Source organism: Methylobacterium sp. M6A4_1b, from assembly GCF_053345175.1.
In genome coordinates, this window is sequence record NZ_JBKEZQ010000033.1 from 1 (window position 1) to 23,696 (window position 23,696).

Below are 23,696 nucleotides of genomic sequence, written 5' to 3' on the forward strand. Positions count from 1 at the left end.
TGTCGAAGCTATGAAGGTTGTTCACCCGAGGCGGGGGTGAGAGGCTGGGGTTGCGAAGCCGACCAACCCTGACCGAGCGCCCCGGATGAACACGCATCAGCATGCCCGCATGACGGTCCATGGTCGAGCCCTCCTGGTGAACCGGATCCTGGTCGAAGGCTGGCGCGTGGCCGAGGCGGCGCAGGCCGCCGGCCTCAGCGAGCGCTCAGCCTACAAGTGGCTGGCCCGCTTTCGGGCGGGTGGCGCGGGGGCGCTTCGCGACAGAAGCTCGGCGCCCCTCCGACCGAAGGTGCGTGTCACGCCCGTGATCCGCACGCAGGTCGAGGCTCTGCGGCGCACGCGGCTGACGGGTCAGGTCATCGCCGAGCGCCTGGCCCTGCCACGTTCCACCGTCGGCCGAGTCCTGCGCGGCCTGGGCCTCGGCCGTCTCAGCGCGCTCGAAGCCCGACCGCCGGTCATCCGCTACCAGCGCGAGAGGCCGGGCGAACTCATCCACATCGACACGAAGAAGCTCGGCCGGATCGAGGGCGTCGGTCACCGCATCACCGGCAACCGGCGCGATGGCCGGCGCGGCATCGGTTGGGAGGCCCTGCATGTCGCCATCGACGACGCCTCGCGTCTTGCCTACACGGCGGTCCTGCCCGACGAGACCAAGCAGAGCGCGCTGACCTTCATGAACGAGGCGCTGGCGTTCTTTGCCCGGCACGGCGTCACCGTCGAGCGCGTGATGAGCGACAACGGCTCGGCCTACCGCAGCCATGCCTTCCGCGATCTGCTCGCCGAGGCCGGCCTGCGCCACGTTCGGACGCGGCCCTACACGCCGCGCACCAACGGCAAGGCCGAGCGCTTCATCCAGACCTCGCTGCGCGAATGGATCTACGCCGAGCCCTACGCCTCGTCCGCCGAGCGGATACGCGCCATGAGCCCCGGGATCGACCACTACAACACCAGCCGAACCCACTCCGCCCTCAGCCGACAGACACCCTGGCAAAGGCTGAACAACCTTCTGGGCAACGACACCTAGCGCTCGCCGCCATCGTGCAGCGCAGCCTCGATCCAGACCGTGACGGCGTGGCGCGCTGACGGTCAAGAATCCGGCCGCCTGGATCCAAACCCGCGTCGGGGTGAGCCTGGACGACGGTTCGGTCGGTCGTGTGGTCAAGGCGCTTGGTTTCCGCAAGCTCTCGGCACGCCCCCGGCAGGATGCCCAGCGCCCAGCCACGCGGGGTGCCGAGGACCCGGCCACGCTGGCGGCGTTTGAAAAAACCTGCCCGCCGATCCCTCGGACTGCGTGACCGGGCTCATCGGTGCCGATCATTGCCGGCTGGTATCAGAGGTGGGCCGCGAGCACCGCCGGAATCGCGGTGCGCAGCCGAGAATACCCGCGCGTGGATCGCGGCCAAGACGCCTCGTCCCAGGCGCGGCGCACGCGCAGGCACCTGTCGGGCAGGGCCGCTGCCGACGGCCCAACGGGCGCCCAGGCCGTCAAAACCGGCAGGTCGCCCGCCCATCCAGCCCCGACCAATCCGACCGGGCAACCAAAATGCGCCTCGGCCCGGGCCAGGGCGTCCATCATCGCGGCCGCATCCGCGGACCTGACGCGGTCGGACGCCCCAACCGTGTGGGCGATCAGGCCGCCGACGCGCATGACCGTCGCGCCGCCCAAGGGCAGGCTCTCCGGATGGAGGTCGTCGAGATGCAGGAGCAGCGCGACGTTGCCGGACGGCGGAGTATCGGCCGCGGGCAGCGGGATTTCGCGCGGCGGCATCGGCTCGTCCAGCGCATCGGGATATTCGTCGAGACCGGCGGGATCGTAGCGGCCCTCCGTGTACCGGCGAATATTCTCCGCGCGCGCGACGTAGTGCTTACCGCGGGTGTGCAGGCCCGCCACCCAGCGCCACGACAGCGTGTTGCTCGCCGGGTCGCCATCGAGAAGGTGGCGCATGAAGAAGTCCGCTCCGAGCGCCCAGGGCAGACGCAGCGTGAAGATCCAGATCGAGGCGAACCACATCCGGGCGTGGTTGTGGAGCCAGCCGGACTCGACAAGGTCCCGCGCCCAGTCGTCGAAGCCATCGATGCCGGTCCGCCCCTCTATCGCCGCCTCGTAGGTCCGGCGCAGGCCAGGCTCGGCTGCGAGGCGCTGATGATCCGCGGCGGCCAGCGCGAGTGCGTTCGTCCAGGCGGAAGGGTGGGTCTCCAGGTGGCCTTTGAAATAGGTCCGCCAGAAGACCTCGGACACGAACTTCTCCGCGCCGCCGTCGCCGAAGGCGTGGTCGGCGGCGGCTACGACTTCCGCCTCGGTGATGAGACGACGACGCAGATAGGGTGAGAGCGCCGAGGTCGTCGGCGGGTCGGCCGAACCCCGATCGGTGTTGCGGTCGGCAGCGTAGGCCGCGCCGGCGCCGGCGAGAAATCCGGCCAGGCGCTCGAGCCCGGCGGCGCGGGTCATGGGAAGGTTGCGGTCCATGCCGTTCATCTAGGGTCTGGACCAATCTGGCCGATGCGACCCATTCCCCAGTGGTCGGACCTGCGCGAGCAGAGGTTCACGCTCGCATCGCCAACGGGCCACCTCGCTGCCCCGAACCGTCGCTGCTCGGCTTCAGCCCTTGAAACCGGTGCTCATCCGCCCGGATCTATGCTCGGCGACGGCACCCGAAGCGCGACGCCTTGCAATTGGCAGCGGGGCCCCTTCGCGACCTCGAGAACTTCAGGCTGTTGAGCAGGTTCCTGGTGCGGACAAGTTGAGTGTCTTGTTTCATGGGATCGCGACGGATCGGCTCGACCCTGACGTATGACGTTTGATCGGGTCACGAACAGAAGCTTTGCATCGGCCTTCGCCGTTGGCGGCCTGGTCGTGCTGATGATCCAGGAGGCTCCGAACTGGCACGCGATCATCATCGCGCTAGTCTGCCTGTTCGTCTTCACCGGCCTCTGGCTATTGCCCGAGCAGCGATCCGCCCACCGGACTGAACCCCGCCGCATCCACGTCGAGATCATTTCAGGGGACAAGCCGAGCCCGCAGCAGGAGCTGCTCGAAGGTCATCCCAAGGAATTGGAGTGGTTGCCTATCGGCAAGCCCACGAGCCGCTGGAGCCTGCGGCGCTGGCGAGCTCCGAGCTGAACGTGCAGGCACCCCAGCAGTGAGCTCCAGGGTGGCGCGAAGCGCGCTCACGTCGAGTTATGGATCGAGGTGGAGGTAGGCACGCGAGTGAGTGCTGAATGTATAATTTATTCGAACGACGCATTGCCAAACAGAAACTAAGAAAATTTGTGGGTCATTAAAAAAGTTTTATCCATACTATGCTGCCACCTGGAACTAGCTTCCTCGCGAATGCTTGGTCACTCACGCGGATTTGATGGCTCGTATATGCCGGAAGGAGGAATGAAATGACTTTCTATTCTTCTGTCTATCGTGACCTGCACGCCAAAATCATCATCGCAGTCCAATCTGGACTTATGGGTCAAAGCTCGATTGAGCACCAACTTGCTTTGAAAATGGCGCACAAGGGCGAGGAAGAACTCAGCGAACGCGAAAGGCGATACTACTTCGGAAGAGTTGAGCCTCTGCTGGATGGCCTTTGATTGCTGGATCACCACGAGCAAGACACATGGAGCAAGCTAAGATCACCTCCGGAAAGCGCAGAGGTGGGTAAACGGCGGCGGACATGGCAGCCTATCGGCAGTCTCAGCGTGCGGCATTCGATGCCAAGAGCGGACGCATGAAACCGTCGGCCCCAATCGCGAACGAGGTCCAGGGCCTTGGTGGATTGGTTACGGTAACTGAGATGCCTGCGCTCAAAAAATCGAAGCACGGACTTGGCCGGCTCTTGCTGCTTATCCTGTTGCTTACGACGCCCTTCCCGGTGCAGCCGTGAGCACTGCCTTCCAGGAGTGTGGCGGGCGCAACCGGCCTTTCGGCATTTTCGTAGATGATGCCTTCAGAGCATGCGTAGGGCGGGGCGCCGAAGAGCAACTACGCTCATTTGAGTCTCAACTCCTGAGCCGGGAACGAGACTTGGCTTTTGGAGCATAAGTCCGCCTCAGCCGCGATCCCTTAGGCATAGGGCAACGCACTTGGATGATCGCCGATCGAAGCAGGCTGCCATTTGGGACAAACCTCGCCGAGAAGGAACACACCCGCTCGGGCGGAGCTTCCTCTGGTATGTCAGATCTGGAAGCGCTCATCGAACGCTGGAGAGCCGAACAGCACTTTCTGGTGCTGGAAGCGGAGGCGAGCGGCCCGTCACCCGGCAAAAGCGTCTTGCAGCGGATCGCTGGTTTCGAGGCCAAGATCCAATCGGTCGAGGCCCTGATCGAGGATCGCTAGGCTCTCCCGTCCCAATGGGTACGTGGCCACCATGAGTTCGCTAGGCGCCCCGCTCCCTCGCGCGGTTCATTACCCGTAGACGCAATGGCCTGCCGGCAACGGCTCCGCCAAGGCCGTCCGTGATCGAAAGTGGGAAACAGCGCGCGATGCTGCTGAGCACTCGGGCGAGGAACTCCTTCTGAGCTGCCTCGTCGCCGACCAGTTTCGAGTGCGTGATCCGCGGCTGCCCCTGCAGGTTGCCATCCCGCTTGATGCTGAACAGGACCGTGACCTCCGAGCCGGCCGACCCTGACGGACCGCCAACCGACTGCGAACAGGAGCCAAGCAGCTGCCACAGTCCCTCAAGGGTCGAGGCAGGCTCAGCGCGGGCGCTGATCACCGCCGAGACGGTCAGCAGCATGGCGAGCATCAGGGAGCGCGTGGGAGGCCGCCGACGATTAACGAGCCTGTGGCTTGGCGGGCTGAACCTCACGAAGCGCCTCCCCAAGATCGTCATCCTCGTCGGCATCGGGCTCCTCCGTCGAGTTCCCGTCCCTGTCAGGGGCCGACAGCTCCCGTTGACCACGCGGCTTGCCATCCAAGCCGAGATCACGCTCGCGCTTCGTTCGAGGGGCTTCTCTGCCGCTTGGGGCATCGGCCGGGGGCGGAAGGCTCTGCGCGTCCGCCTGCGCCGTAGTGAGCAGGCTGATGGCTGCCAGCGATAGGACGGCGAGTTTCATTTGAATGCTCCCGGGCCTGCGGTTCAAGGCCTGCATGCAGTTGCATAACCTGGCGCGTTCCGCGTCCATTTCATCCGCATGGAGACGTGGCATCGATGCTAACGAGCCGCCAAAGCTCGAACTTGGGCTTAGCGCGATCCGGCGACGTGAGCAGACAGATCACTTTCTAGAAATCGTGCTTCCCAGGTGCTTCCCGACCAGAAAACCAGCTTGGCGCACCTCGGTGCCGCCACCCCTAGGTCTTTGTTTTTTAAAGGGGAAAGTGGTGCTGCTGGACAGGATTGAACTGTCGACCTCCTCATTACCAATGAGGTGCTCTACCACTGAGCTACAGCAGCCAAACGTCCTGGGTTGCGGCGAGGGCCGTGCGAACCGGACGGACGGGCAATTAGCCGATCATCACCCCCTTGGCAATCGCGTTGCAGCGAATTGTATCGGTTTCTCGAGGGTCGGCGACCGAATTCCGCGCAGGCGTCTGGCGGAGCCGCATGGGAGACCCGCCGCACACCTCACACGAGGGCGCCGGTTTCGCGCTTGCAGGCAGCCCGGATGATGGCGGCGAGACCCGCCTCCGCCACGGCGTCGGCCGCCTCGGAGGGCTTGAACCAGCGGTCCTCGCGCTGATGGCGCTCCGGCCAGTGCTTCAGCTGCTTGCGCACCTCGAGGGGGAACACCTTGACCTGGCACAGGACCGCATCCCGGCTCTTCAGACGCTTCTCGTAGAGGTAGAAGCCGAGCGGGCGCTTGCCGACGTTTCCGAGGAGGCCTGCCTCCTCGTACGCCTCGCGGGCGGCCGCGTCGTAGGGTTTGCGGCCCTTCATCGGCCAGCCCTTCGGGATCACCCAGCGACGGCTCTCGCGCGAGGTGATGAGCATGACCATGAAGCTGCCATCGGGCATCCGCCGGAACGGCAACACCCCAACCTGCCGTCGCGGGGCCAGATCCGCTTCGCCCGCATGCGCACTCATCGGTCGAAAACGCGGCACTTCCCGGCGAGTTCGACGCCGACGGGTCCGCCACCGGAAACACCACTGACCCATCGGGCGCGCCAGCGGGAGACCGACGCCGTGCTCGGGAGCCCCGTCGCGATGGTCAACTGGACCGGTCGATGGTCATCCACGATAGGCTCAATCCCACACAGGTGTGAACGCTGGCTCGCCCGAGTCGATGCACGTCCGGCAGGGTCCGCCTTAGCGGGAGCAGGCCGCCCGATACAAGGGAAACTTATCCGGCAAAGTTTCCCGCGCGCATCGCCGATTCTCAGGGATTGTCGGAAGAGCCGTCGGGACGGAGCTGCGCCAGCGCCTCATCCGGCCGCGCTGAGATTCTCGATCAGGGCATTCAGATCGGCCCGCATGGCCTGGACCTCCGGCTCCGACATGTTGAGCTGGCACATCACAGATTCACGCACGGCGGTCGCCTCGGCCCGCAGGCTCTGCCCACGTGGCGTCAGCGCGATCTCCACCTCGCGCTCGTCGGAGCGCCGGCGGCTGCGAACGAGGAAGCCGGCGGCTTCCAGGCGCTTCAGCACCGGGGTCAAGGTACCGGAATCGAGGCGCAGGCGTCGTCCGATCTCCGAGACCGTGATTCCGTCCGTTTCCCAGAGCACGAGAAAAACCAGGTATTGCGGATAGGTCAGCCCCATGCGCTCCAGCATCGGGCGGTAGGATTTCGTCATCCGGTGAGCGGCCGCGTAGAGGGCGTAGCAGAGCTGGTTGTCGAGGAGCAGCGGATCGGTGAGGGGCGGGGTCGTCTTGCGGGGAACGTCGATCATGCATGCCATGCCACTGAATTCCCGAAGCCCGCGACCCCAGCATCCCGGGGACGATGGGGAACGCTCCTGAGGACAATCGAGGATAGCGGACGTAGATAGCTCAAGTATATGCCTGTTTCGCCGCAGCTGTAACAGGATCCTGGGCTTCCGCGCGCCACCTTCTCGTTCGCTTGCGTATGCGACGACGCCTGAACGCGGCGGCACCCGGCGGATTTAGGCCGCGGCGCTCTCCGGCGGATGCTCCGCGATCAGCACGACGATGTCGTTCCAACGCGAGACGAAGGCGGCAACGCAATCGGGATCGAAGTGGCTGCCCGCATGCGCCTCGATGTGCTGGCGCGCCTGCTCGAGGGACCAGGCTTTCTTGTAGACCCGCTCGGAGATGAGGGCGTCGAAGACGTCGGCCACCGCGATGATCCGGCCAGCCAGGGGAATTTCCGTGCGCCTCAAACCCTGAGGATAGCCGTTGCCGTCCCAGCGCTCGTGGTGGGTGAGAGCGATGTCGGAGGCGAGTTGCAGCAGGTGGGACGGGCTGTCGTTGAGCATGCGGTAGCCCCGCAGGGCATGCTGCTGCATCTCCTGGCGCTCGGGCTCGGTGAGGGCGCCCGGCTTCATCAGGATGTGGTCCGGGATGCTGATCTTGCCGATGTCGTGCATGGTCGAGGCGAACGCGATGTCGTTCGCCTTCCCCTCCGACAGGCCGAGACCCTCGGCGATCGCGATCGCGCAGCCGGCGACGCGGGTGAGGTGGCCCCCCGCCTGGTCGTCGCGGAACTCGGCGGCGAGCATCAGACGGCGGATGATCTCGCGCTCGCGGGCGGCTGCCTCGACGACGGCCCGCTCGACGGTGCGGGCCGCCAAGCGACTCTGATGCTCGGCGGCACGGCGGGCAAGCGAGAGTTCGAGCAGATTTCCGACCCGGGTCCGCAGATCGAAGGCATCGACCGGACAGGCGATCACATCGGTGGCCCCCGCGGCGACGGCCTCGCGCCGCACCTTCGCCGCCGCCTCGGCCGCCACCAGCAGGATCGGGGTCCGGTTATGCTCGGCCAGGTCGCGCACGCGCTCGACCAGCGTCAGGACCGCGCGATGGTCCTGCGTGCCCGCCTCGACCAGGATCAGGTCGCAGGCCTGAAGGGACGTCAGATCCTGCGCCAACTCACGCGATAGATCCCGAGCCGGCCCGATGACGGGGCGGAGCAGGCAGGCAAGAGGTGACAGGGCGCGGATGAGGTGCAGGGGAGCGGAGCCGGCCACGATCGCGATCAGGGCAGTGCCGGTGTCCGGTGCCATCCTTCGGATTCCCGATCCTGGACCTCGTGCGACGCCCTCCGGCGTCGACGGATTCCGATTCCCACGTCTCGACTGTCCCTGCCTGCGGTTAAGCAAGTCTGAAGGCCCGCGATCTTGAGGACCGGCCTGCTGATGGCTTTTGATCCCGGGGTCCGCTTTCCCGCGATCCACCGCTTGTGAAAGCCGCAGCACTCGTGCTAGTCACCGGCCGTCTCATCGAGGCGCCTTCGCGGAGAGGTGGCAGAGCGGTTGAATGCACCGCACTCGAAATGCGGCATGCCTGCAAGGGCATCGGGGGTTCGAATCCCCCCCTCTCCGCCATTCGATTTTATCCCTCAATTGCAAGCACTTAGCTTGGCATCCGTAAGAGGCTTTGTAGTTTCTTTGTGGGTGTCGCTTTGTAGCAGCCGCGCCCTATCGGGCCGTGTCGGTGATCGGCTTCTCGGTGATCCAGACGATCCAGTCGTCCAGCCCGGGGTGACTGACCGCGCACCGACCTAGAGCTGGATGATCGCCCACGGTGGTGTCATGCGGCCCTGAGACCCAGCGACTCGCGATTACAAGCCCCTCCCATAGGTCCGCGTGAAGATCGCCGACCTCGATTTCTCTCTCGTGCATGTTGGACCCCAAGAGCCGGCATGGATCGCGTAGTGCGACTTCTTCGTCGGCTGCGGTCTCGTGGTCGGTCAGGTGGGAAACGTCAAGCACATCGTCTTGGGCTAAGCGTCAGTCAGCACTGACTTAACTTCACTCCACTTAGTTCCTGTGATCGTTCACAGAAAGCTGGTGGCGTTCTGGTGACAAGCTCGGCCGTGGCCGCTACGGCGCCGGGCATGAAGAAGCTCGCCCTCGCCCTCGTGTCGGTTCTCCTGCCCGGTGTGGCACTTGCGCAACCCGCGCCGTTGTTCGCCATCCCGATCACCGGGCAGTTGACGAACGGGTCGCCCGCTGCCGGACAGGCCACAGGCTACAACAACGGCGTCGGGGAGTTCTGGGTCGCCTTCCCCGGCTCCATCCGCTGCACAGGCACCTGGGCGGTGCGAGATCCGAACCCCACGATCATCATCCCTGTCTCCTGCGGCGCCCGTGTGCGCGGCGAGGCCATCGTGACGCGACAGGCCGGGTTCATGACCGGCTCGGCCATCGTCGCGTTGAGCAACGGCCAGCGCGGCCAATTCGTGTTCGGAGACCTGACCTACGAGACGGCGTTCGGGCAGGGGCGGGTCCGGACCCGCTGATACCCTCGATCCTGGGCCGGGCGGGTCTCGCGACCGGGCAGCGGTCATCGGCCGGGACCGGATGGTCTCGGGCGCCGAATTGCGTGTCTGTCTGGCCGGTGCGAGACCGGCTGGTTCTCCATGAGCGGAGAGCGCCGTGGGCGTCCGCCTGAGAGACTCAGGGACGGGCATCTCGGGCTCGGGGAGAGCCAGGAGGCCCGTCTGTCCCTTCGCCCGCTCACGGGCTTCCATGACGAGTTCTCGGGCCTGCTGGTGCAACTCCTTCGCCCGTGCTCGCACGCCGTTCGTCATCGTGAACGCCGGGCCGTCGAAGGAGAGGCGCCACGGGGAGCGCGCGCCTGCGCAGGCGAAGCGTTCGCGGATGTAGGGCCGGGCGAGCCAGCACCGCTTCGTGATGTAGGAGGCCCAGCCGGCGTCCCGCGCGATCTTGAGCTCGATCTGATACCGGGCGCCGGGCCCCTCCCACTCGCCCAGAGCGCGCCGCATCGCCTCTGCGATCTTGGCGTGCCGGCTGCGGGTTAGGTCTCCGAAGGCACCAGCGCCGTGGACATGGAGAAGGAGCTTGCCGTCCTTGGTCTTCTCCTCCTCCAACGCGGCCACCCACTCGACAGGCCCGAGGGCTGCGTCCAGCTTTTCCTTGAGGCGCTTGCGGAGCCACCGAAGCGGCGTGCCGGTCGCGCGGGCCTTGGCGTCGATCTCAGGGGAGCACCACGCCGTGAACGCGACGACCGGGCAGGCTTCCGCAAGGGCCTGGAACGCGAAGAACCCCTGGGTCTCGTCCGTCGCGTCGCGCCAGTGCCTCGGCTTCTTCGTCAGGTGGGAGGGGAGAGGGTCAGAGGGCTCAGATCCCATACCCATACTTACTATAGGCGTCACGCCCGAGAGGGCCGGCGCGTGGTAACTGGCGAGGCCGCTAAGTGCCTTGAACTCGTTGAGGAACTGGCGATCCGCAAGTGGACTAACGCGGGTGGTTCGGCGCAGACTTTTTTGCACATCGGACGAGACGCCGCTGGCCGGGGCGTTGGCGAGCGAGACCAGCGCCGGGGCGCAGCATGGGCGCGCCTCGGCTTGCGCCGTGTCGAGTGCGGTCGTAAAATCAGGGGGCATGATGATAATCGAGCCGTTCACCCTGGCCGGGGTGGGCGGCTCACTCGTTTCAGGCGGCCAGCACGTTCTCCCGGTCGTCCCCGAGCGTCCCGAGCATGCGGACCGGCCCGAGCCGGCGCGGGTCCATCAGCACTTCGAGATCGTCGGCGTCGTAGACGATGGCGCTCGCCGGGGCCTCCGTCGCGAGCAACACGAGGTCGCCGTCCCATTCGTGGAACGCCGAGGTCGCGAGCGAGACCGGCAGCGCCAAGCTGCGCTCCGTGGTCCACCAGCAGCCGAGATGCCCGGACTGGTAGCCGTCCAGGGGCGCGACCGTGTAGAACGTCGCGGGCGCTGGGACGGGGCGGGGTGGCGGCAGTAGGACGGCCAGACCGTCAAGAAGAAGCGCGTCCTGCCCGAGGAGGTCGCACGTCAATGTGCGGCGCAACCCGAACGGCTGCGATGCGCTGGCCTGCCATGCGTCGCGGAAAGCCGACTGGATCGCGCCGGGCACGGCCCCGAGGGGCACGAGGAGGCGCAGAGCGTCCGCCCAGCCGCCCGGCCACGTCACCTGGGCAGCGGCGCTTAAGAAGGCGTCCGCGTCGCCCTGGGCGGCGCCGGCCACGAGACGCTTGAGCACGTCGGCGTGGTGGAGATCTTCGAGAGCGAGACGGAGAAGGTTCGGGCGGTCATGCTCCGCCCGGTCGAGATGATGGACGGTCACTGCTTGGTCTTTCCAGTCGGGATGCTGGGCATGGCGGTCTCGGTGTTGAGGATGCGGTTGACTAGATCAGTCAGGACGACAGAGCCGTCCGGTAGCGTCTTTGTGAGGGCCGGGGTCATACTGGCCGCGTGCTTGCGGAGTAGAGCGGCGAAGTCGCGCGCGAGGCTCGCTGTCGTCGCGGTGCGGAACATGGTCTCGCCCGTCTTGCCGTTCTCGACGGCGAGCAACACGGCTCGCACATGCCGGCCAACGGTCAGCTTGTGGCCGTCGTCCAGCGTGATGCTGATGGCCGTGCCGACTTTGAAGTCCCGGTCCGGCAGCGCCTCGCGTCCAGCGGCGGCACTCAGCAGGGTTGCGAAAGCCTGAGCCTGGAGTCGGTCCAGGGGCGGGAGTGCCCGGCCACGGATGGTGACTTCCAGCAGATCGTGCCCAACCAGCAAGACCTCACAGAGGCCGGGGAGATCGTCACCGATCTCCTTGTCCTCAATGGCCTCCCGGATCGCGCGCTCCACGACCTCGACGGCAGAGACACCGCGTCGGCTAGCGATGGCGCGTAGCTGGGCGAGGCGTTCGGCTGGCAGTCCGAGCATGGCCTGAGACGGTTTCACGGAAGCGGTCGTCATTGTCGCGGTTATGTCCGAAGCTGAAGGTCGAATGCATGCATATATTAACGCATGAGACCCTGCTCTTCAAGAACCAAACGTGAACGGCGCCTGAGAGATTTCGTGGTCGAAAACTGGCTGCGGACGCATGCTGGACCCCCTTCGGGGAAGTCGAAATTCTCTAGGACTTCGACCTCGACCCCACCCCCTCTTGTTGATCACACGTTCGCTCAAGAGTTGATGCGACGATTTACAGATCGCCGTCTTCGTCGCCGTCTTCGATCACCACATCATTGTCTTCTTGCGATGACATATCGGGGTGGATGTCAATGAATGAGCCGCTGAGCGCGTCTTCCTCATCCTGCTTGTTCCGCATGTCCTCGATCTCAGTGTTCGTCATGTCACGGATCACCAGAACCGGGATTTCATCGTCGTTCACGTCATCGTCGGAGATGCCCAGCGCGCTGCGCTTGAGACTGTGAAGACGTTCGAGTGCTGAGGCTGCATTGGTGAGCATCTTGATCGCGGCAGCGGCAGCGAAAGTCTGGGCTGGGTCGGCAGCGGCGGCATCGAGACGAGCCACGATCATGCCCTCGACCTTCACCGCGTGGGCGTAGGTGGCCTCCCGGATCGTCGTAGCTCGTTCCGCGAGGGTGCTCACCTGCGAGGCATGCTCCTCCGCAACCCGTGCAACAACCTGGGCGGCGAGCGCCTTCGCGGCCTCCCCCTTCTCGATGCCGCGCCGGGCGAACCGGGCCTGTAGGCCGCGCTCGGTCGTGCCGAACTGATGGCTTAGCTCGGGGAGCGAGACTGCACCGGAAGCCCAAGCGGCCTCGGCCTCGGCCCACTCGGCTTCGGTGAGCTTGACGTATCGGCGCTTCTCGGACGGGACGGTCACAGGGTGGTTCTCCCTCATCACGCGGCCCAGCGAGCAAGCGCGGCCTCGGCCTCGGCCGGGTTGCTTTGGACGCGGTAAATCGTCTGTCGGCTTAGGCCGGTCTCCTTGGCGATGGCCGAGATGCCGGAGCCCTGGGCAAGGAGATCGCGGACGGCCTCAAGCTGGGCGCGGGTGTAGGACGGCTTCCTGCCCCGGTAGCTGTCGTCGTCCTGGGCCTTTGCGTGCGCGATGCCGGCCTTCTGGGCCTCCTTCGTTGCCTCGGCCTGGGCCTGGGCGGTAGCGGCGAGGAACCCGATCAGCGCGTCCCGAACTGCCATCTGCACCGGGTCCGTGGTCGCACCGTCGAACACCATGCCGTTGATGACCGTCTTCACGACGACGCCCCGGCGCATGAACTCTCGGATGGTCTCGGTCACATCCGCGTAGTTGCGGCCGAGACGATCCACCCAGCGGACCACGAGAACGTCGCCGGCCCGGAGCTTATCGAACAGGCGGCGACCTTCGGGCCGCTCCCTGAGCGTGGTGCTCACGCCCGACACGCCCTCATCGACTACAACGTCGTCCACTTTGAACCCGGCTCCTTCGGCCTGCTTGCGCTGGTGCGCACTGGTCTGGTCGGCAGTCGAGACGCGAGCGTAGAGAACAGTCCGCATGGCGATGGTCCGTGTCCGCTGTGGTGCTGTCCGATAATTAGCCTGTCCGAATGGGCAGGTCAACCCTTACGGACAGAGTTTCAGCGGTCACAGTGGGTGTCCGCAGGGGCATACCCCTACGAGCGAGACCACAGAGCTTAGTTAGAAAAAGCAGGTGCGAAACGGCCGATGAGGTCTGCGCAGATTCAGCTTGGAAAATCTCATGGTCCAAGCGATGGTGAAACGTGGGTCTCGAAAATAGGCGAACGTGCAAGATGGCCGGTAGTCCAGCAATTGTCAGCGTTAAACAAAGAGCTCCCGAGCCGACAGTAGATCGACTCGAAGAGCTGGCATCGAGAATTCTAAAGGGCGATATTCTATTACCTAAATTTCAACGTGATTTCGTATGGGAAAAGCATCAGGTAATTGATTTACTGGACTCAATATCAAATAATTATCCAGTAGGAAGTGTTTTGCTATGGCGAAGCCGAGAGCGTCTGCGCAGCGAGCGCAATATTTCAGATCTAGCTATTGCCGATACTCAAGAGGATTACCCTGTTAACTATTTGCTTGATGGGCAGCAGAGGCTTTCGACTATCTGCGGAGCCCTATATTGGAACGGTAGCGATCCAGACAGTAAGTGGAATTTGGCCTACGATTTGCGCAATAAAAAGTTCTCCCACCTCAACACACTTGATGATCCGCCATCCCATCAGATACGCCTCAACAAAATCCCTGATCCATCCGCTTTCTTTGGTCAGGTTGCTGCCTTGGACACCTTGAGTGCGCCAGATAAGGGCGAGATGAAGACTGCGGCTAAAGAGTTGTTCGACAGATTTAAGGATTACAAAATTGCTACTGTTACACTGCACGAGATGTCGCTTGAGGCTGTAGCGCCGATCTTTGAGCGGATCAACAGTAAGGGCACGCCCCTTACTATAGTAGACTTGATGAGGGCCGCAACTTGGAGTGAGGAATTTGACCTTATTGATTCGATAGAAGAAATTTTGTCAGAGCTCGAAGCAAAGAACTTTGGCGGCATTGAGAGAAAGACTATACTGAGAAGTCTGTCCGCTTCAGCGGGCGGTGGATTCTCCGAGTCAAGTATTGATCAGCTCAGAAAGCACGGAGCTTCCGAATTAAAGGCGGCTGCGGGCAATACAAAAGTTGCATATGCAAAGGCTGTCGATTTTCTCTCGACAGAAATCCACATTCCGGCTGATAGCCAACTGCCTTACGCTAATCAGATTGTTGTGTTAGGAGAGCTTTTTAGGGTTCTGCCAAAGCCAAATGCTTCGCAACTGATGACGATTAGGGAGTGGTTTTGGAGATCTGCTGTAAGCGGCTACTTCGGAGGGTGGAACACAGGCAACATGGCGGCCGATCAACTGGCGGTCCATAGATTTGCTGAAAATAAAACAGTTGAGATTGATCTTCCAGCTACAAAGCCGAGCATAAACGTGTGGAGCTCACAAGGCTTCAGGTCAAATTCGGCCCGTTCAAAAATATTGATACTTTTACTTTCCTTTAATAAGCCAATTGATTTACTAACTGGCGCAAAGATTGATACTTATCAGGCGCTATATCAAGGAAACAACAAGGAGTTCCATCACTTCTTTCCGCGAGATTACCTTAAAAACCACAAGAACGTCGGCGCAGCAAGGGCAAATATACTTTCGAATATAGTAATGCTCACCGCGTCAAGTAACAAAATCATCACAAATAGAGCTCCCTCTGACTACCTCAAGGACTGCCAGCTGTCGCTAGGTCCAAAGTTTCAGGACGCTCTCGATGCCAACTTGATTTCTTCTGCCGCGTTGAGCGCAGCAATGAATGATGATTACGATTTGTTCATATCGGAGCGATCAAAGACACTCGATGAAACTGCTTCGAGACTCGCTCGCTGGTAGTTATCGCGTAAGTTCATCCGACTCAGATTGCGTGCTGATTGTTTTCAGTGCGCAATCTCGAACATTTTGGCTGAGGCAATGCTTCTGTGTATCGTTAGCGGCCTTGTAAATCAAAAATTGATCTCGTCGAACCGGATTTTCTCCAAAGCATCACGCATCGCTTCCACCGAATTTTCATGGACATACTTCCCGCCTGCCGTTTGATCACTATGGCCTGTCAGGTCGTCGCTAATAGACCGCGGCACACCAGCTCGAGACAGCGCAGTTTTGAAAGTATGCCGAAACGAGTGGAACACCTTGCGATCATCGACGATGCCTACGCTTCGCAGATAGGTCCGGTTGAACCAACGCGGAAGCACTTGCGAAAATTGGATGTTACGAGCACGTCCGCCTCCTAAACTTGGGACTGCTGTAGCCTTCTCATACCAATCAGGAAATAGGTGGATCTGCCCAGCGGCCAGGAGCGCTGCAACGTGTTCTTCAAGCCCGAGTCGGATGAGTGTCGAGTGGACCGGCATGAGGCGTGCCGACCCAGTAGTCTTGACTTGCTCCTCGACTGCGAAAGCGAGAACGCCGCGTTCGCGTCGCACGCTGTCGAGCTTGAGCTGGCCAATCTCACTCGCCCGTAGACCAGCGTGAAGCGCGATTAGGAGCGCCCACTGCCGTTCCCCCAGTGCGACGTCTTTCTGGAACAGAGGCGCTGCAAAGATCCTTGCGAGGTCGCTTGGCGTGAAGTTCACACGGGGCGCGGCAGTCCCGGTGATCTGATCCACCCTAACGCCAGTCGCCGGATTGTCCGGTATCACTTCGTTGTTGACACACCACTTCAGAATAGACCCTAGTCGTGACAACCACTTTGCGTTGATCGTCTTGGCGTTGAGGACCGGGAACGGCTTCGCCCGCGCTCTGTTCAACCTGACCGCTTCGGGGAGCGGCATGTTGGGGAAGCGCTTCGTGTAGTTGGCCGGGGTCTCCATGAGTGCTGCCTTGTAGGAGAGCACGTCGCGCCGAGTGATTGAGTAGACCGGCCGGGCCTCACTCAGATGCTCATCGAACATGCGGACAGCGACTTCATACTCGCGGATGCTCGCGGGCGGTGCCTTTTTCTCCGCCGCCATGAGGGGAAGGATCTCGCTAAGCGGCTTGGTGCTGTCCGGTCCGAGGATGCGCGGCGAGACTGGCCTTGGATCAAGTGGCCTCTCCGCTGCTAAGAGAGGGTGGGAAGTCGCCGCTGTGAGGTCGCCGTCATCACGAGCTGCTGAGACGGCCAACGCCTCCCGCTCAGCTACGACCAGCGCCATCGCCGTCTTGCGAAAGTCGTCCGAGACCGGCGTGACCTTGGTATGCCCGCGCAAGCGAAAGTTTGCGAGGATGTGGCCTACAAGAGCGTTGAGCTCCGCGTTGTTCGCAGCGCCGGCCATTGCGTGCCCGAGGTTCGCAGCGCGGATGTCGTCTACGAAGCCCGCGCCTGCATGTTCGTCGTTCTCCCTAATCTCCTGGTCAAAGGCGATTTGGGATACGTAGTGCTCTCGCGCCATCTGCTCCGCCGAGAGCATGCGACCCCGGCGTGCCGGGGCGTGGATCATATCTCCCTCCTTCGCTCTGGCTCGCGCGGCGTCGAGAACCGCTTGCATCTCGGCCACGACACCAGGGAGCTTACGTAGGGCCACGACACGATCCGCGCCGAGGGGCTGCAGTAGCTCGCGCTTGCCAACGATGCTGCGTAGGGCCACCGGCACGGCAAGGCGCGCTGAGTAGCGCCCACGGACATGCAAGAGATGCCGAACCTTGCCTGCCACCGCTCGCTCCGTGTCTTTGATTTTTGTAGCGAGTTCTGTAGCATAAGAGCGTGGAAAGGCGATCTCTTTCAGATACTTGCCTGTTGTGTCAGTGACTTACGGGTCGATGGCAGAGGATCCCCCCCTCTCCGCCACAACGACCTGAAAAGCCTTTATTTTCAGATCGATCCCAATAGGAACAGCGACTTCGCGGCCGTCCGGTGGTACACACGGGTGGTACACACGTGGTCCTCGCTATGTCGCGTCCCTGGCCCCATCCGAAGACCGGCGTCTTCTGGTTCCGAAAGCGGGTCCCGAAGGATCTCCTGGCGCTCGTCGGTAAGCGCGAGGAGAAGGCCAGCCTCGGGACGAAGGACGTTGGCGAAGCCAAGCGCCGGCATGCCGCGCACGCCGTCCTGGTGGAGCGCCGCTGGGAGAACCTTCGGGCCGGTGTCCGGTGCCTAAGCCTCCTTGAGGTCAACGCCATCGCGGGCGAGTTCTACGAGGACCTGATCCCGCAGTTCCGGGAGGGGCGGTTCTCGCCGATGTTCAACCTCATCTCGGCAGCGGTGATCGACGCGTTCCTCAAGGATCCGACGCCTGAAAACCGCAAGGCGTTCCGACGCCTCCACGGCGCGGAAATCGACGCCCACTTCGCTGGCAAGGGACTGGCGTTCGATCAGGCCACGCGCGATGCATTGGAGTACGCGATCGCCAAGGCGATCCTCCAGGCCGTCGATCAAAGCGCGAAGTACCTTGAAGGGGATTTTAGCCCCGACCCGATGGCGGGCCGGTTCCCCAAGATGCCGGTCAAGGCCGTGGTCCTTCCGCTACAGGAGTGCTTCGCGCGTTACGCCGACGTGTCGAAGCTCGCCGCCTCGACCCGGAAACGTTGGGCACCGGCCTTGGCGACGCTGGCCGTATCTGCTGGCCATGACGACCTCGCCCGTATGACCCCGGACGACATCTCGGATTGGGTCGCCTCGCTCCGTGGGCAGGGACGCGGCGACAAGACCATCCGTGACGTCTACGTCGCCTCGGCCAAGGCGCTCTTCGGCTGGCTCAAGGGCGATCGCAAGGTCGCGACCAACCCTTGCGCGGACATCCGGGTCAAGGTCGTGGGGGCGGTCGTGCTGCGCGACCGCGACTTCACCGAGGAGGAGGCGAACATCATCCTCGCAGCGGCCCTCGCCCCCCGAGGGTCGCGCCTCAGCCCCGAACATGCGGCGGCACGCAGGTGGGTCCCGTGGCTGTGCGCCTATTCCGGGGCGCGGGTCGGTGAGATCACCCAGCTGCGGCGGCAGGACGTGCGCCATGAGGGCGGCGTACCGGTCTTCCGCATTACCCCGGAGGCGGGCACGGTGAAGACGAAGCGGTTCCGTGACGTGCCGATCCACCCGCATCTCGTCGAGATGGGCTTCCTCGATTACGTCGCGACGCGGAAGGGCCCCTTGTTCTACGATCCCGCGCGCGGTCGCGGCGGCTCGGAGGCCAACCCGCTGTCGAAGAAGGTCGGGGAGCGGTTGGCGGCCTGGGTCCGCAAGCTCGGGATCGACGACGTCGGCGTCGATCCGAACCACGGCTGGCGTCACAGCTTCAAGACGCGCGGCCGGGCATGCCGAATGCCGGAGGCGGTCCTCGATGCCATCCAGGGGCATGCCCCCAGGACCGAGGGCGGTAGGTACGGATCGGTCAAGGTCGACGTGATGGCGCGCGAGATGCGGCTGTTCCCACGATACGTCCTCGACGCTCCGGAAGTAGTTTCGCCGGGTGGCATCGTCGGGATGTCCGAGGAACTCCCGACTACCCGATCCGCCTCCTAGCCCTCCGGAGGGGCGCCCCCCTCAGATGGCAAGTTCGGCTGATTTTCGACCCTTCGCGAACCCCGCGACCCCGAGGGTCCAGACTTCCCAGACGTTTCCAATCGCCTCTCGCGACGGGGTCGAGGAGGCGTCCGTTACGATGCGCGATGGACGCCGAAACCCGTCTCGCCGGGCGCGAGCTCGTCCCTCAGGGTCATGGCCGGGATCTCGTAGTCGCTGTCGTTCTGCCGGCGATAGGGGATGGGCGCCGTGGTGAAGAGGGTACGCATCCGCTCGCGCATCTCCTCGGCGAGGTCTGTGAACCGCGCCTCGTCTGTCCGGTCCGCCCGGTAGACGACCAGCGGCGAAAGCACGGTCGCCCCAGGATAGAACAGGATGCCGTGGTTGATCGGGAAGAGCAGGTCCTCGATGGGGCCGTTGATCCCACGCGGACCATAATGCTCCGGCCATCCCCCAGCCGTGGCCACCAGCATGGCCCGCTTACCGGCCAGCACCCCCTCGCCGTAGCGGTCGCCCCAGCGCTTCTCGCTATGCTCTCCGACGCCGTAGGCGAACCCCAGGGCATAGACCCGATCGACCCATCCCTTCAGGATGGCGGGCATCGAGAACCACCAGAGCGGAAACTGCAGGATCACCGCGTCGGCCCACCGCAGCTTGTCCTGTTCGGCGACGACGTCCGACGTCAGCGCTTTCTCGGCGAACGCCCCGCCCGATGCGATCGCGACCTGCAACCGCGCCTCAGGCGCGAGTTGCGGGAAGTCCTCGCGGTCGACCTGCGGCTTCCAGTTCATGGCGTAGAGGTCCGACACCCGGACCTCGTGTCCGTCGGAGCGGAGTTGCGCGACCGCGACGTCGCGCAGGGCGCCGTTCAGCGACCGAGGCTCGGGATGGGCGAAGACGATCAGCACGTTCATGGGGGCGCCTTGAGGTCGTCGGCCTGAGGCCGGTCTTCTGGAGTTGGGTCCGTGCGTGCCCTCGAAAGCCGCGGCGGGACCGGGGCAACGGGCGGTCGCGGTTCAGGAATCGAGGAAGGCGACCGCCTCGCGCGTGAAGGCGTCGTGGTTCTGGAAGATGCCGCCGTGGCCGGCGTCGTCGTAGAGGACGAGCTTCGCGTTCGGCAGGCGCCGGGCCATGTCCTGCGAGTTCACGCTCGGCACCATGAGGTCCCGGTCGCCGTTGGCGACGAGCACGGGCTGGACGATCCGCCCGAGGTCCTGGGGCGCCTGGCGGCCCCAGGCATGGATCGCCTTCAGTTGCTTCAGGAGCACGCCGATGCCGACCGGCTTGTCCCGATCCCGGGTGCGTTCCTTGAGACGTTGGAGGAACGCCTGGGCGGCCCGGCGGCTGGCCTGCGAGGCGGTGAAGAACAGGTAGGTCTTCGCATCGCGGAAGGTGAGGAGCCCCTTCAGGATGAGCGGCCAGGACACCGAACCGACCTTGTCGATGCCGACGCCCCCGGCAGGCCCCGTCCCGGCGAGGATGAGCTTCCGGACCAGCCCGGGCTCGTCCAGGGCGACCTGCTGGGCCACGAACCCGCCGAGCGAGAACCCGAGCAGGTCGATGCCGTGCAATCCGAGGGCGCGGACGAGCGCGACAACGTCCCGCGCCATCTCCGCGACGGTTCCCGGGACCTCGCCGCCCGAGCCCCCGACGCCGCGGTAGTCCAGCGCGATGACCGGCCGGCCGGCGGCGAGGCCGTCGACGATGCGCGGGTCGAAGTTGTCGAGGTTGGCGCCCCAGTGGTTCAGCAGGACCACCGGGACGCCCTCCGTTCGCCCGAGCCGGCGATAGGCGAACGTCGTTCCGGCGGCATCGACCGTTCTCGTCGGTGCATCGACCCATCGGTGGGCGGGTTCGGCGGATCGGGCGAGCGGCATGTCCATGTTCGGGGTCCCGTTCGTTGGGGCTTACGCGGCGGAGGTGTAGCGGGGGGCCGGGTCGACGGTGCCGAAGCCCGGGATCATCGCTTGGCGCGCCGCCTGGAAGGCGTCCCATTGCCCGGCGTCGTGGAGCGGCGGGATGGTCACGGGTTCCCGGCGGTCGAACCCGACCAGGGCGGCGTCGACGAGGTCGCCGACCTCCATCATCGGCGGCAAGGACGCGGCGTCCGCGCCCGAGCGGGTCCAGATCTCGGTCCGGGTGGCCGCCGGCAGCACGGCCTGGACGTAGACGCCCTTGGGTCCGAGCTCGTGGCCGAGCCCCTGGGACAGGAACAGCACGAAGGCCTTCGTCGCGCCGTAGACCGCCATCGAGAACTCGGGCACCAGGCCGACGACGGAGCCGATGTTGACGATGGCGCCTTCGCCGGCCTTGACGAAGCGGGGGGCGACCGCGCTGGCCAGCCGCATCACCGACGTGGCGTTGAGGGTCACGAGGCGCTCGATGTCGTCGGTCGCCTGCTCGGCGAAGCCGCCGCCGACGTTCGCCCCGGCGTTGTTCACGAGGATGCCGATGCGCTCGTCCTCGCGCAGGCGCGCCTCCACCGTGCGGAGCTGGTCCGGCGCCGTCAGGTCGGCCTGGAGCACGTCGACGGAGACGCCGTTGTCCCGGCGCAGCCGGTCGGCGAGCTCGTCCATCCTGGCCTTGTCGCGGGCGACGAGGACGAGGTCGTGTCCGCGCCTGGCGAACCGGTCCGCGTAGGTCGCCCCGATCCCGGACGAGGCGCCGGTGACGAGGACGGATGCTTTGTTCGACATGGGGGCTCTCCTGCTGTGACGGCCTTCGGCAATCGTCCGGGCGCTACTTCACCTTGATCACGACCTTGCCCTTGGATCGGCCGCTCTCGACGTAGGCCACCGCCTCGGGGGTCTGGGCGAAGGGGAAGACACGGTCGACGACGGGCCGGATCGCGCCGGCGTCAATGAGGTCGGTGATCTTGCCCAGCTGCTCGCCCTGGGCGCGCATGAAGACGAAGTCGTAGGTCACGCCCTTGCGCTTCGCCTTGCGGCGCAGGTTGAAGCTCATCAGGAAGCCGACGACCTTCATCAGCAGGCCGAGGTGGTTCTCCTCGGCGAAGCGCACGTCGAGGGGGCCGGCGATGCCGATCAGCTTGCCGCCGGGCTTGATCACCGAGAGTGCCTTGTCGGCGTCCTTGCCCTCCTGGGTGTCGAGGAAGACGTCGACGCCGGACACGAGGTTTTCGAATTTCTCGGTTTTGTAGTCGATGACCCGGTCGGCCCCGAGCTCCTTGACCCAGCCGACGTTGGAGGTGCCGGTGGTGGTGACGACCTTGGCGCCGAGGTGCTTGGCGAGCTGGATCGCGATGGTGCCGACGCCGCCGGAGCCGGCCTGGATGAAGGCGGTCTGCCCGGCCTTCAGGTTGCCCCGCTCCACCAGGACCTGCCACGCGGTCAACGCGACGAGCGGGATCGAGGCGGCCTCCTCCATGGTGAGGGACTTCGGCTTCAGGGCGAGGTCGGCCTCGGCCACGGCGATGAACTCGGCGAAGGTGCCGATCCGGTCCTTGTCGGGACGGGCGTAGACCTCGTCGCCGACCTTGAACCGGGTGACCTTCGGACCGACGGCCTTCACGACGCCCGCGAAGTCGTTTCCGAGGATGAGCGGCAGCTTGTATTTCAGAGCCGGCTTGAACACCCCGTCGCGGATCTTGGCGTCGAGCAGGTTGGCGCTGGTGGCGTGGATCTCGACGAGGACGTCGCCGGCGCCCACCGCCGGCGTGGGGACCTCGCGAAGGACCATGCCCTCCTTGCTCTTGTAGCTGTCGATGACGAACGCCTTCATGGCGGGTCTCCTGTCGTGTCGATGTCGATGGATGGGAGGGGGCCGTCCGGCGCCGCCGTGGTCGCCGGCGGCCCGTGCCTGGGGTTCGGGCCTCAGGCCCAGGGTTCGAGGACAACCTTGCCGGTGGTGCGGCGGCCCTCCAGGAGGCGATGCGCCTCCGCGGCCTGCGACAGCGGCAGGACGGTCCCGACATGGAGGGTCAGCTTGCCCGAGAGGACGAAGCCGATGATCTCGGTGAGCGTCGACATCACCAGCGCCGGGTCGGCGAGGTAGGCGCCAATGTAGAAGCCCGTCACCGTGTGGTTCGCCACCATCAGGCTCCAGGGCTCGACGACGGCCTTCTCGCCGCTGGCTTGGCCGATGAAGACCATGCGGCCGAACGGGGCCATCGCGTCGAGGGCTTGGTTCGTCGTCTCGCCGCCCGTCGTCTCCATGACGATGTCGGCGCCGCGTCCGCCCGTGACGGCGCGGACCTGCTCGGCCCAACCCGGGGCCGTGTAGTCGACCGAGGCGTCCGCCCCGAGGTTTTCCGCGAACGCGCGTTTCTCGGCGGTGCTGGCGGCGGCGATGACCGTGCCGGCGCCGTAGAGCTTGGCCAGCTGGATCGTAAAGGCGCCGAGGCCGCCGGCGGCGCCCTCCACCAGGACGCTCTCGCCCTCGGCCAGGCGGGCCGCCTTGCGCAGGGCGAAGGCGGCGGTGAGGCCATGCGCGACCAGCGCCGTCGCCTGGGTCGGTGACAGGCCCTCGGGCAGCGGGATGACGATGGCGGCGGGCACGCTGACGTACTGGGCGTAGCCGCCCGCGCCCGGCGTCGCGAACACCTTCGCGCCAACCTCGAAGCCGGTGACGCCCTCGCCGAGGGCCGCCACGGTGCCCGCGACCTCGGCGCCGAGGGTGAAGGGCGTGGGCGACGGCTCGGGATAGTCGTTGCCGCGCCGGCGCATCACGTCGGCGAAGTTCAGGCCGACCGCCTCGACCTTGATCAGGACCTGCCCGGGCCCGGCGACGGCATCCGGCACGTCCTCGAACACCAGGGCGTCCGCATCTCCGGTCGCATGAAATCGAACCGCTTTCATCGTCGTCGCTCCGATTGGCACCGCCGCTTGAGTGCTCAATGTTTTGGCGCTCAATCACCTAACCTCGTGATTTCG

General features: G+C 64.6%; 24 protein-coding genes, 2 tRNA genes and 1 pseudogene. 9 read left to right on the top strand and 18 right to left on the bottom strand.

The genetic code is table 11. From position 1 onward, the window contains the following. Positions 1–85: 85 nt before the first annotated feature. Together ACLBWX_RS20710 and ACLBWX_RS20715 are read left to right on the top strand one after the other, a co-directional pair. Positions 86–1,024, top strand: a complete 939-nt coding sequence (locus ACLBWX_RS20710; protein WP_447676926.1) for an IS481 family transposase — start codon at positions 86–88, stop codon at positions 1,022–1,024. A 55-nt stretch (positions 1,025–1,079) separates the two neighbouring features. Continuing rightward, entirely contained in the window at positions 1,080–1,295 is a 216-nt protein-coding gene (locus ACLBWX_RS20715) for a winged helix-turn-helix domain-containing protein (RefSeq protein WP_447678896.1), read from the top strand. Between the two features lie 35 nt (positions 1,296–1,330). On the opposite strand, the gene ACLBWX_RS20720 is transcribed toward ACLBWX_RS20715, so the two are convergent. Beyond that, positions 1,331–2,449, bottom strand: coding sequence for an FAD-binding domain-containing protein (locus ACLBWX_RS20720; protein WP_447678866.1), 1,119 nt, complete (start codon positions 2,447–2,449; stop codon positions 1,331–1,333). A gap of 342 nt (positions 2,450–2,791) precedes the next feature. Here ACLBWX_RS20720 and ACLBWX_RS20725 point away from each other — a divergent pair, with 342 nt between their 5' ends. From ACLBWX_RS20725 to ACLBWX_RS20735, 3 genes are all read left to right on the top strand, one after another. Further along, a complete protein-coding gene (locus ACLBWX_RS20725) occupies positions 2,792–3,121 on the top strand; it encodes a hypothetical protein (RefSeq protein ID WP_447678867.1) in 330 nt (109 codons plus the stop codon). Between the two features lie 266 nt (positions 3,122–3,387). Beyond that, the gene (locus ACLBWX_RS20730; protein WP_447678868.1) at positions 3,388–3,582 is read left to right on the top strand and encodes a hypothetical protein; all 195 of its coding nucleotides are present in this window, start codon (positions 3,388–3,390) and stop codon (positions 3,580–3,582) included. 580 nt (positions 3,583–4,162) lie between these two features. Then, positions 4,163–4,327, top strand: a complete 165-nt coding sequence (locus ACLBWX_RS20735) for a hypothetical protein (RefSeq protein WP_447678869.1) — start codon at positions 4,163–4,165, stop codon at positions 4,325–4,327. 40 nt (positions 4,328–4,367) lie between these two features. Here ACLBWX_RS20735 and ACLBWX_RS20740 read toward each other — a convergent pair whose 3' ends face one another. From ACLBWX_RS20740 to ACLBWX_RS20765, 6 genes are all read right to left on the bottom strand, one after another. Beyond that, entirely contained in the window at positions 4,368–4,727 is a 360-nt protein-coding gene (locus ACLBWX_RS20740; protein ID WP_447678870.1) for a hypothetical protein, read from the bottom strand. Positions 4,728–4,764: 37 nt separating this feature from the next. Then, the gene (locus ACLBWX_RS20745; RefSeq protein ID WP_447678871.1) at positions 4,765–5,046 is read right to left on the bottom strand and encodes a hypothetical protein; all 282 of its coding nucleotides are present in this window, start codon (positions 5,044–5,046) and stop codon (positions 4,765–4,767) included. Between the two features lie 263 nt (positions 5,047–5,309). Beyond that, positions 5,310–5,384 (bottom strand) — tRNA-Thr (locus ACLBWX_RS20750). Between the two features lie 171 nt (positions 5,385–5,555). Next, a complete protein-coding gene (locus ACLBWX_RS20755; protein WP_447678872.1) occupies positions 5,556–6,014 on the bottom strand; it encodes an NUDIX hydrolase in 459 nt (152 codons plus the stop codon). A 338-nt stretch (positions 6,015–6,352) separates the two neighbouring features. After that, positions 6,353–6,820, bottom strand: a complete 468-nt coding sequence (locus tag ACLBWX_RS20760; RefSeq protein ID WP_447678897.1) for a MarR family winged helix-turn-helix transcriptional regulator — start codon at positions 6,818–6,820, stop codon at positions 6,353–6,355. A gap of 213 nt (positions 6,821–7,033) precedes the next feature. Beyond that, on the bottom strand, positions 7,034–8,113 hold the full coding sequence (locus ACLBWX_RS20765) for an HD-GYP domain-containing protein (protein WP_447678873.1): 1,080 nt from the start codon (positions 8,111–8,113) through the stop codon (positions 7,034–7,036). Between the two features lie 231 nt (positions 8,114–8,344). Here ACLBWX_RS20765 and ACLBWX_RS20770 point away from each other — a divergent pair. Beyond that, a tRNA-Ser gene (locus ACLBWX_RS20770) sits at positions 8,345–8,434 on the top strand. A gap of 476 nt (positions 8,435–8,910) precedes the next feature. After that, positions 8,911–9,351 carry a hypothetical protein gene (locus tag ACLBWX_RS20775; RefSeq protein ID WP_447678874.1) on the top strand — a complete coding sequence of 147 codons (441 nt, stop codon included), beginning with the start codon at positions 8,911–8,913 and terminating at the stop codon, positions 9,349–9,351. 1,156 nt (positions 9,352–10,507) lie between these two features. Here ACLBWX_RS20775 and ACLBWX_RS20780 read toward each other — a convergent pair. The 4 genes from ACLBWX_RS20780 to ACLBWX_RS20795 form a co-directional block, all read right to left on the bottom strand. Further along, positions 10,508–11,161 (bottom strand): hypothetical protein, encoded by a 654-nt coding sequence (locus ACLBWX_RS20780; RefSeq protein ID WP_447678875.1) that lies wholly within the window; start codon positions 11,159–11,161, stop codon positions 10,508–10,510. Then, a complete protein-coding gene (locus tag ACLBWX_RS20785) occupies positions 11,158–11,784 on the bottom strand; it encodes a hypothetical protein (RefSeq protein WP_447678876.1) in 627 nt (208 codons plus the stop codon). The genes ACLBWX_RS20780 and ACLBWX_RS20785 overlap by 4 nt, the downstream gene beginning before the upstream one ends. A 229-nt stretch (positions 11,785–12,013) precedes the next feature. Further along, a complete protein-coding gene (locus tag ACLBWX_RS20790; protein WP_447678877.1) occupies positions 12,014–12,661 on the bottom strand; it encodes a hypothetical protein in 648 nt (215 codons plus the stop codon). 17 nt (positions 12,662–12,678) lie between these two features. Continuing rightward, complete coding sequence (locus ACLBWX_RS20795; protein WP_447678878.1) at positions 12,679–13,314, bottom strand: recombinase family protein; 636 nt, start codon at positions 13,312–13,314, stop codon at positions 12,679–12,681. A gap of 254 nt (positions 13,315–13,568) precedes the next feature. On the opposite strand from ACLBWX_RS20795, the gene ACLBWX_RS20800 reads away from it, so the two are divergent. Beyond that, positions 13,569–15,203, top strand: a complete 1,635-nt coding sequence (locus tag ACLBWX_RS20800; RefSeq protein WP_447678879.1) for a GmrSD restriction endonuclease domain-containing protein — start codon at positions 13,569–13,571, stop codon at positions 15,201–15,203. Positions 15,204–15,313: 110 nt separating this feature from the next. Here ACLBWX_RS20800 and ACLBWX_RS20805 read toward each other — a convergent pair whose 3' ends face one another. Further along, positions 15,314–16,789 carry a tyrosine-type recombinase/integrase gene (locus tag ACLBWX_RS20805; RefSeq protein ID WP_447678898.1) on the bottom strand — a complete coding sequence of 492 codons (1,476 nt, stop codon included), beginning with the start codon at positions 16,787–16,789 and terminating at the stop codon, positions 15,314–15,316. A 33-nt stretch (positions 16,790–16,822) separates the two neighbouring features. Then, positions 16,823–17,002 (bottom strand): annotated as a pseudogene (locus ACLBWX_RS20810) (DUF6538 domain-containing protein); the annotation flags it as partial. A 236-nt stretch (positions 17,003–17,238) separates the two neighbouring features. Here ACLBWX_RS20810 and ACLBWX_RS20815 point away from each other — a divergent pair. Beyond that, a complete protein-coding gene (locus ACLBWX_RS20815; protein WP_447678880.1) occupies positions 17,239–18,804 on the top strand; it encodes a DUF6538 domain-containing protein in 1,566 nt (521 codons plus the stop codon). Positions 18,805–18,938: 134 nt separating this feature from the next. Here the strand turns inward: ACLBWX_RS20815 and ACLBWX_RS20820 are convergent, their stop codons facing one another. The 5 genes from ACLBWX_RS20820 to ACLBWX_RS20840 all read right to left on the bottom strand — a co-directional run bounded on the left by ACLBWX_RS20820 (position 18,939) and on the right by ACLBWX_RS20840 (position 23,621). Continuing rightward, complete coding sequence (locus tag ACLBWX_RS20820; RefSeq protein WP_447678881.1) at positions 18,939–19,718, bottom strand: NAD(P)H-dependent oxidoreductase; 780 nt, start codon at positions 19,716–19,718, stop codon at positions 18,939–18,941. Positions 19,719–19,820: 102 nt separating this feature from the next. After that, positions 19,821–20,681, bottom strand: coding sequence for an alpha/beta fold hydrolase (locus ACLBWX_RS20825; protein WP_447678899.1), 861 nt, complete (start codon positions 20,679–20,681; stop codon positions 19,821–19,823). Between the two features lie 30 nt (positions 20,682–20,711). Next, the gene (locus tag ACLBWX_RS20830) at positions 20,712–21,500 is read right to left on the bottom strand and encodes an SDR family NAD(P)-dependent oxidoreductase (RefSeq protein ID WP_447678882.1); all 789 of its coding nucleotides are present in this window, start codon (positions 21,498–21,500) and stop codon (positions 20,712–20,714) included. Positions 21,501–21,543: 43 nt separating this feature from the next. Next, a complete protein-coding gene (locus tag ACLBWX_RS20835) occupies positions 21,544–22,545 on the bottom strand; it encodes an NADP-dependent oxidoreductase (RefSeq protein WP_447678883.1) in 1,002 nt (333 codons plus the stop codon). 92 nt (positions 22,546–22,637) lie between these two features. Further along, entirely contained in the window at positions 22,638–23,621 is a 984-nt protein-coding gene (locus ACLBWX_RS20840; RefSeq protein ID WP_447678884.1) for a quinone oxidoreductase family protein, read from the bottom strand. Positions 23,622–23,696: the final 75 nt, after the last annotated feature.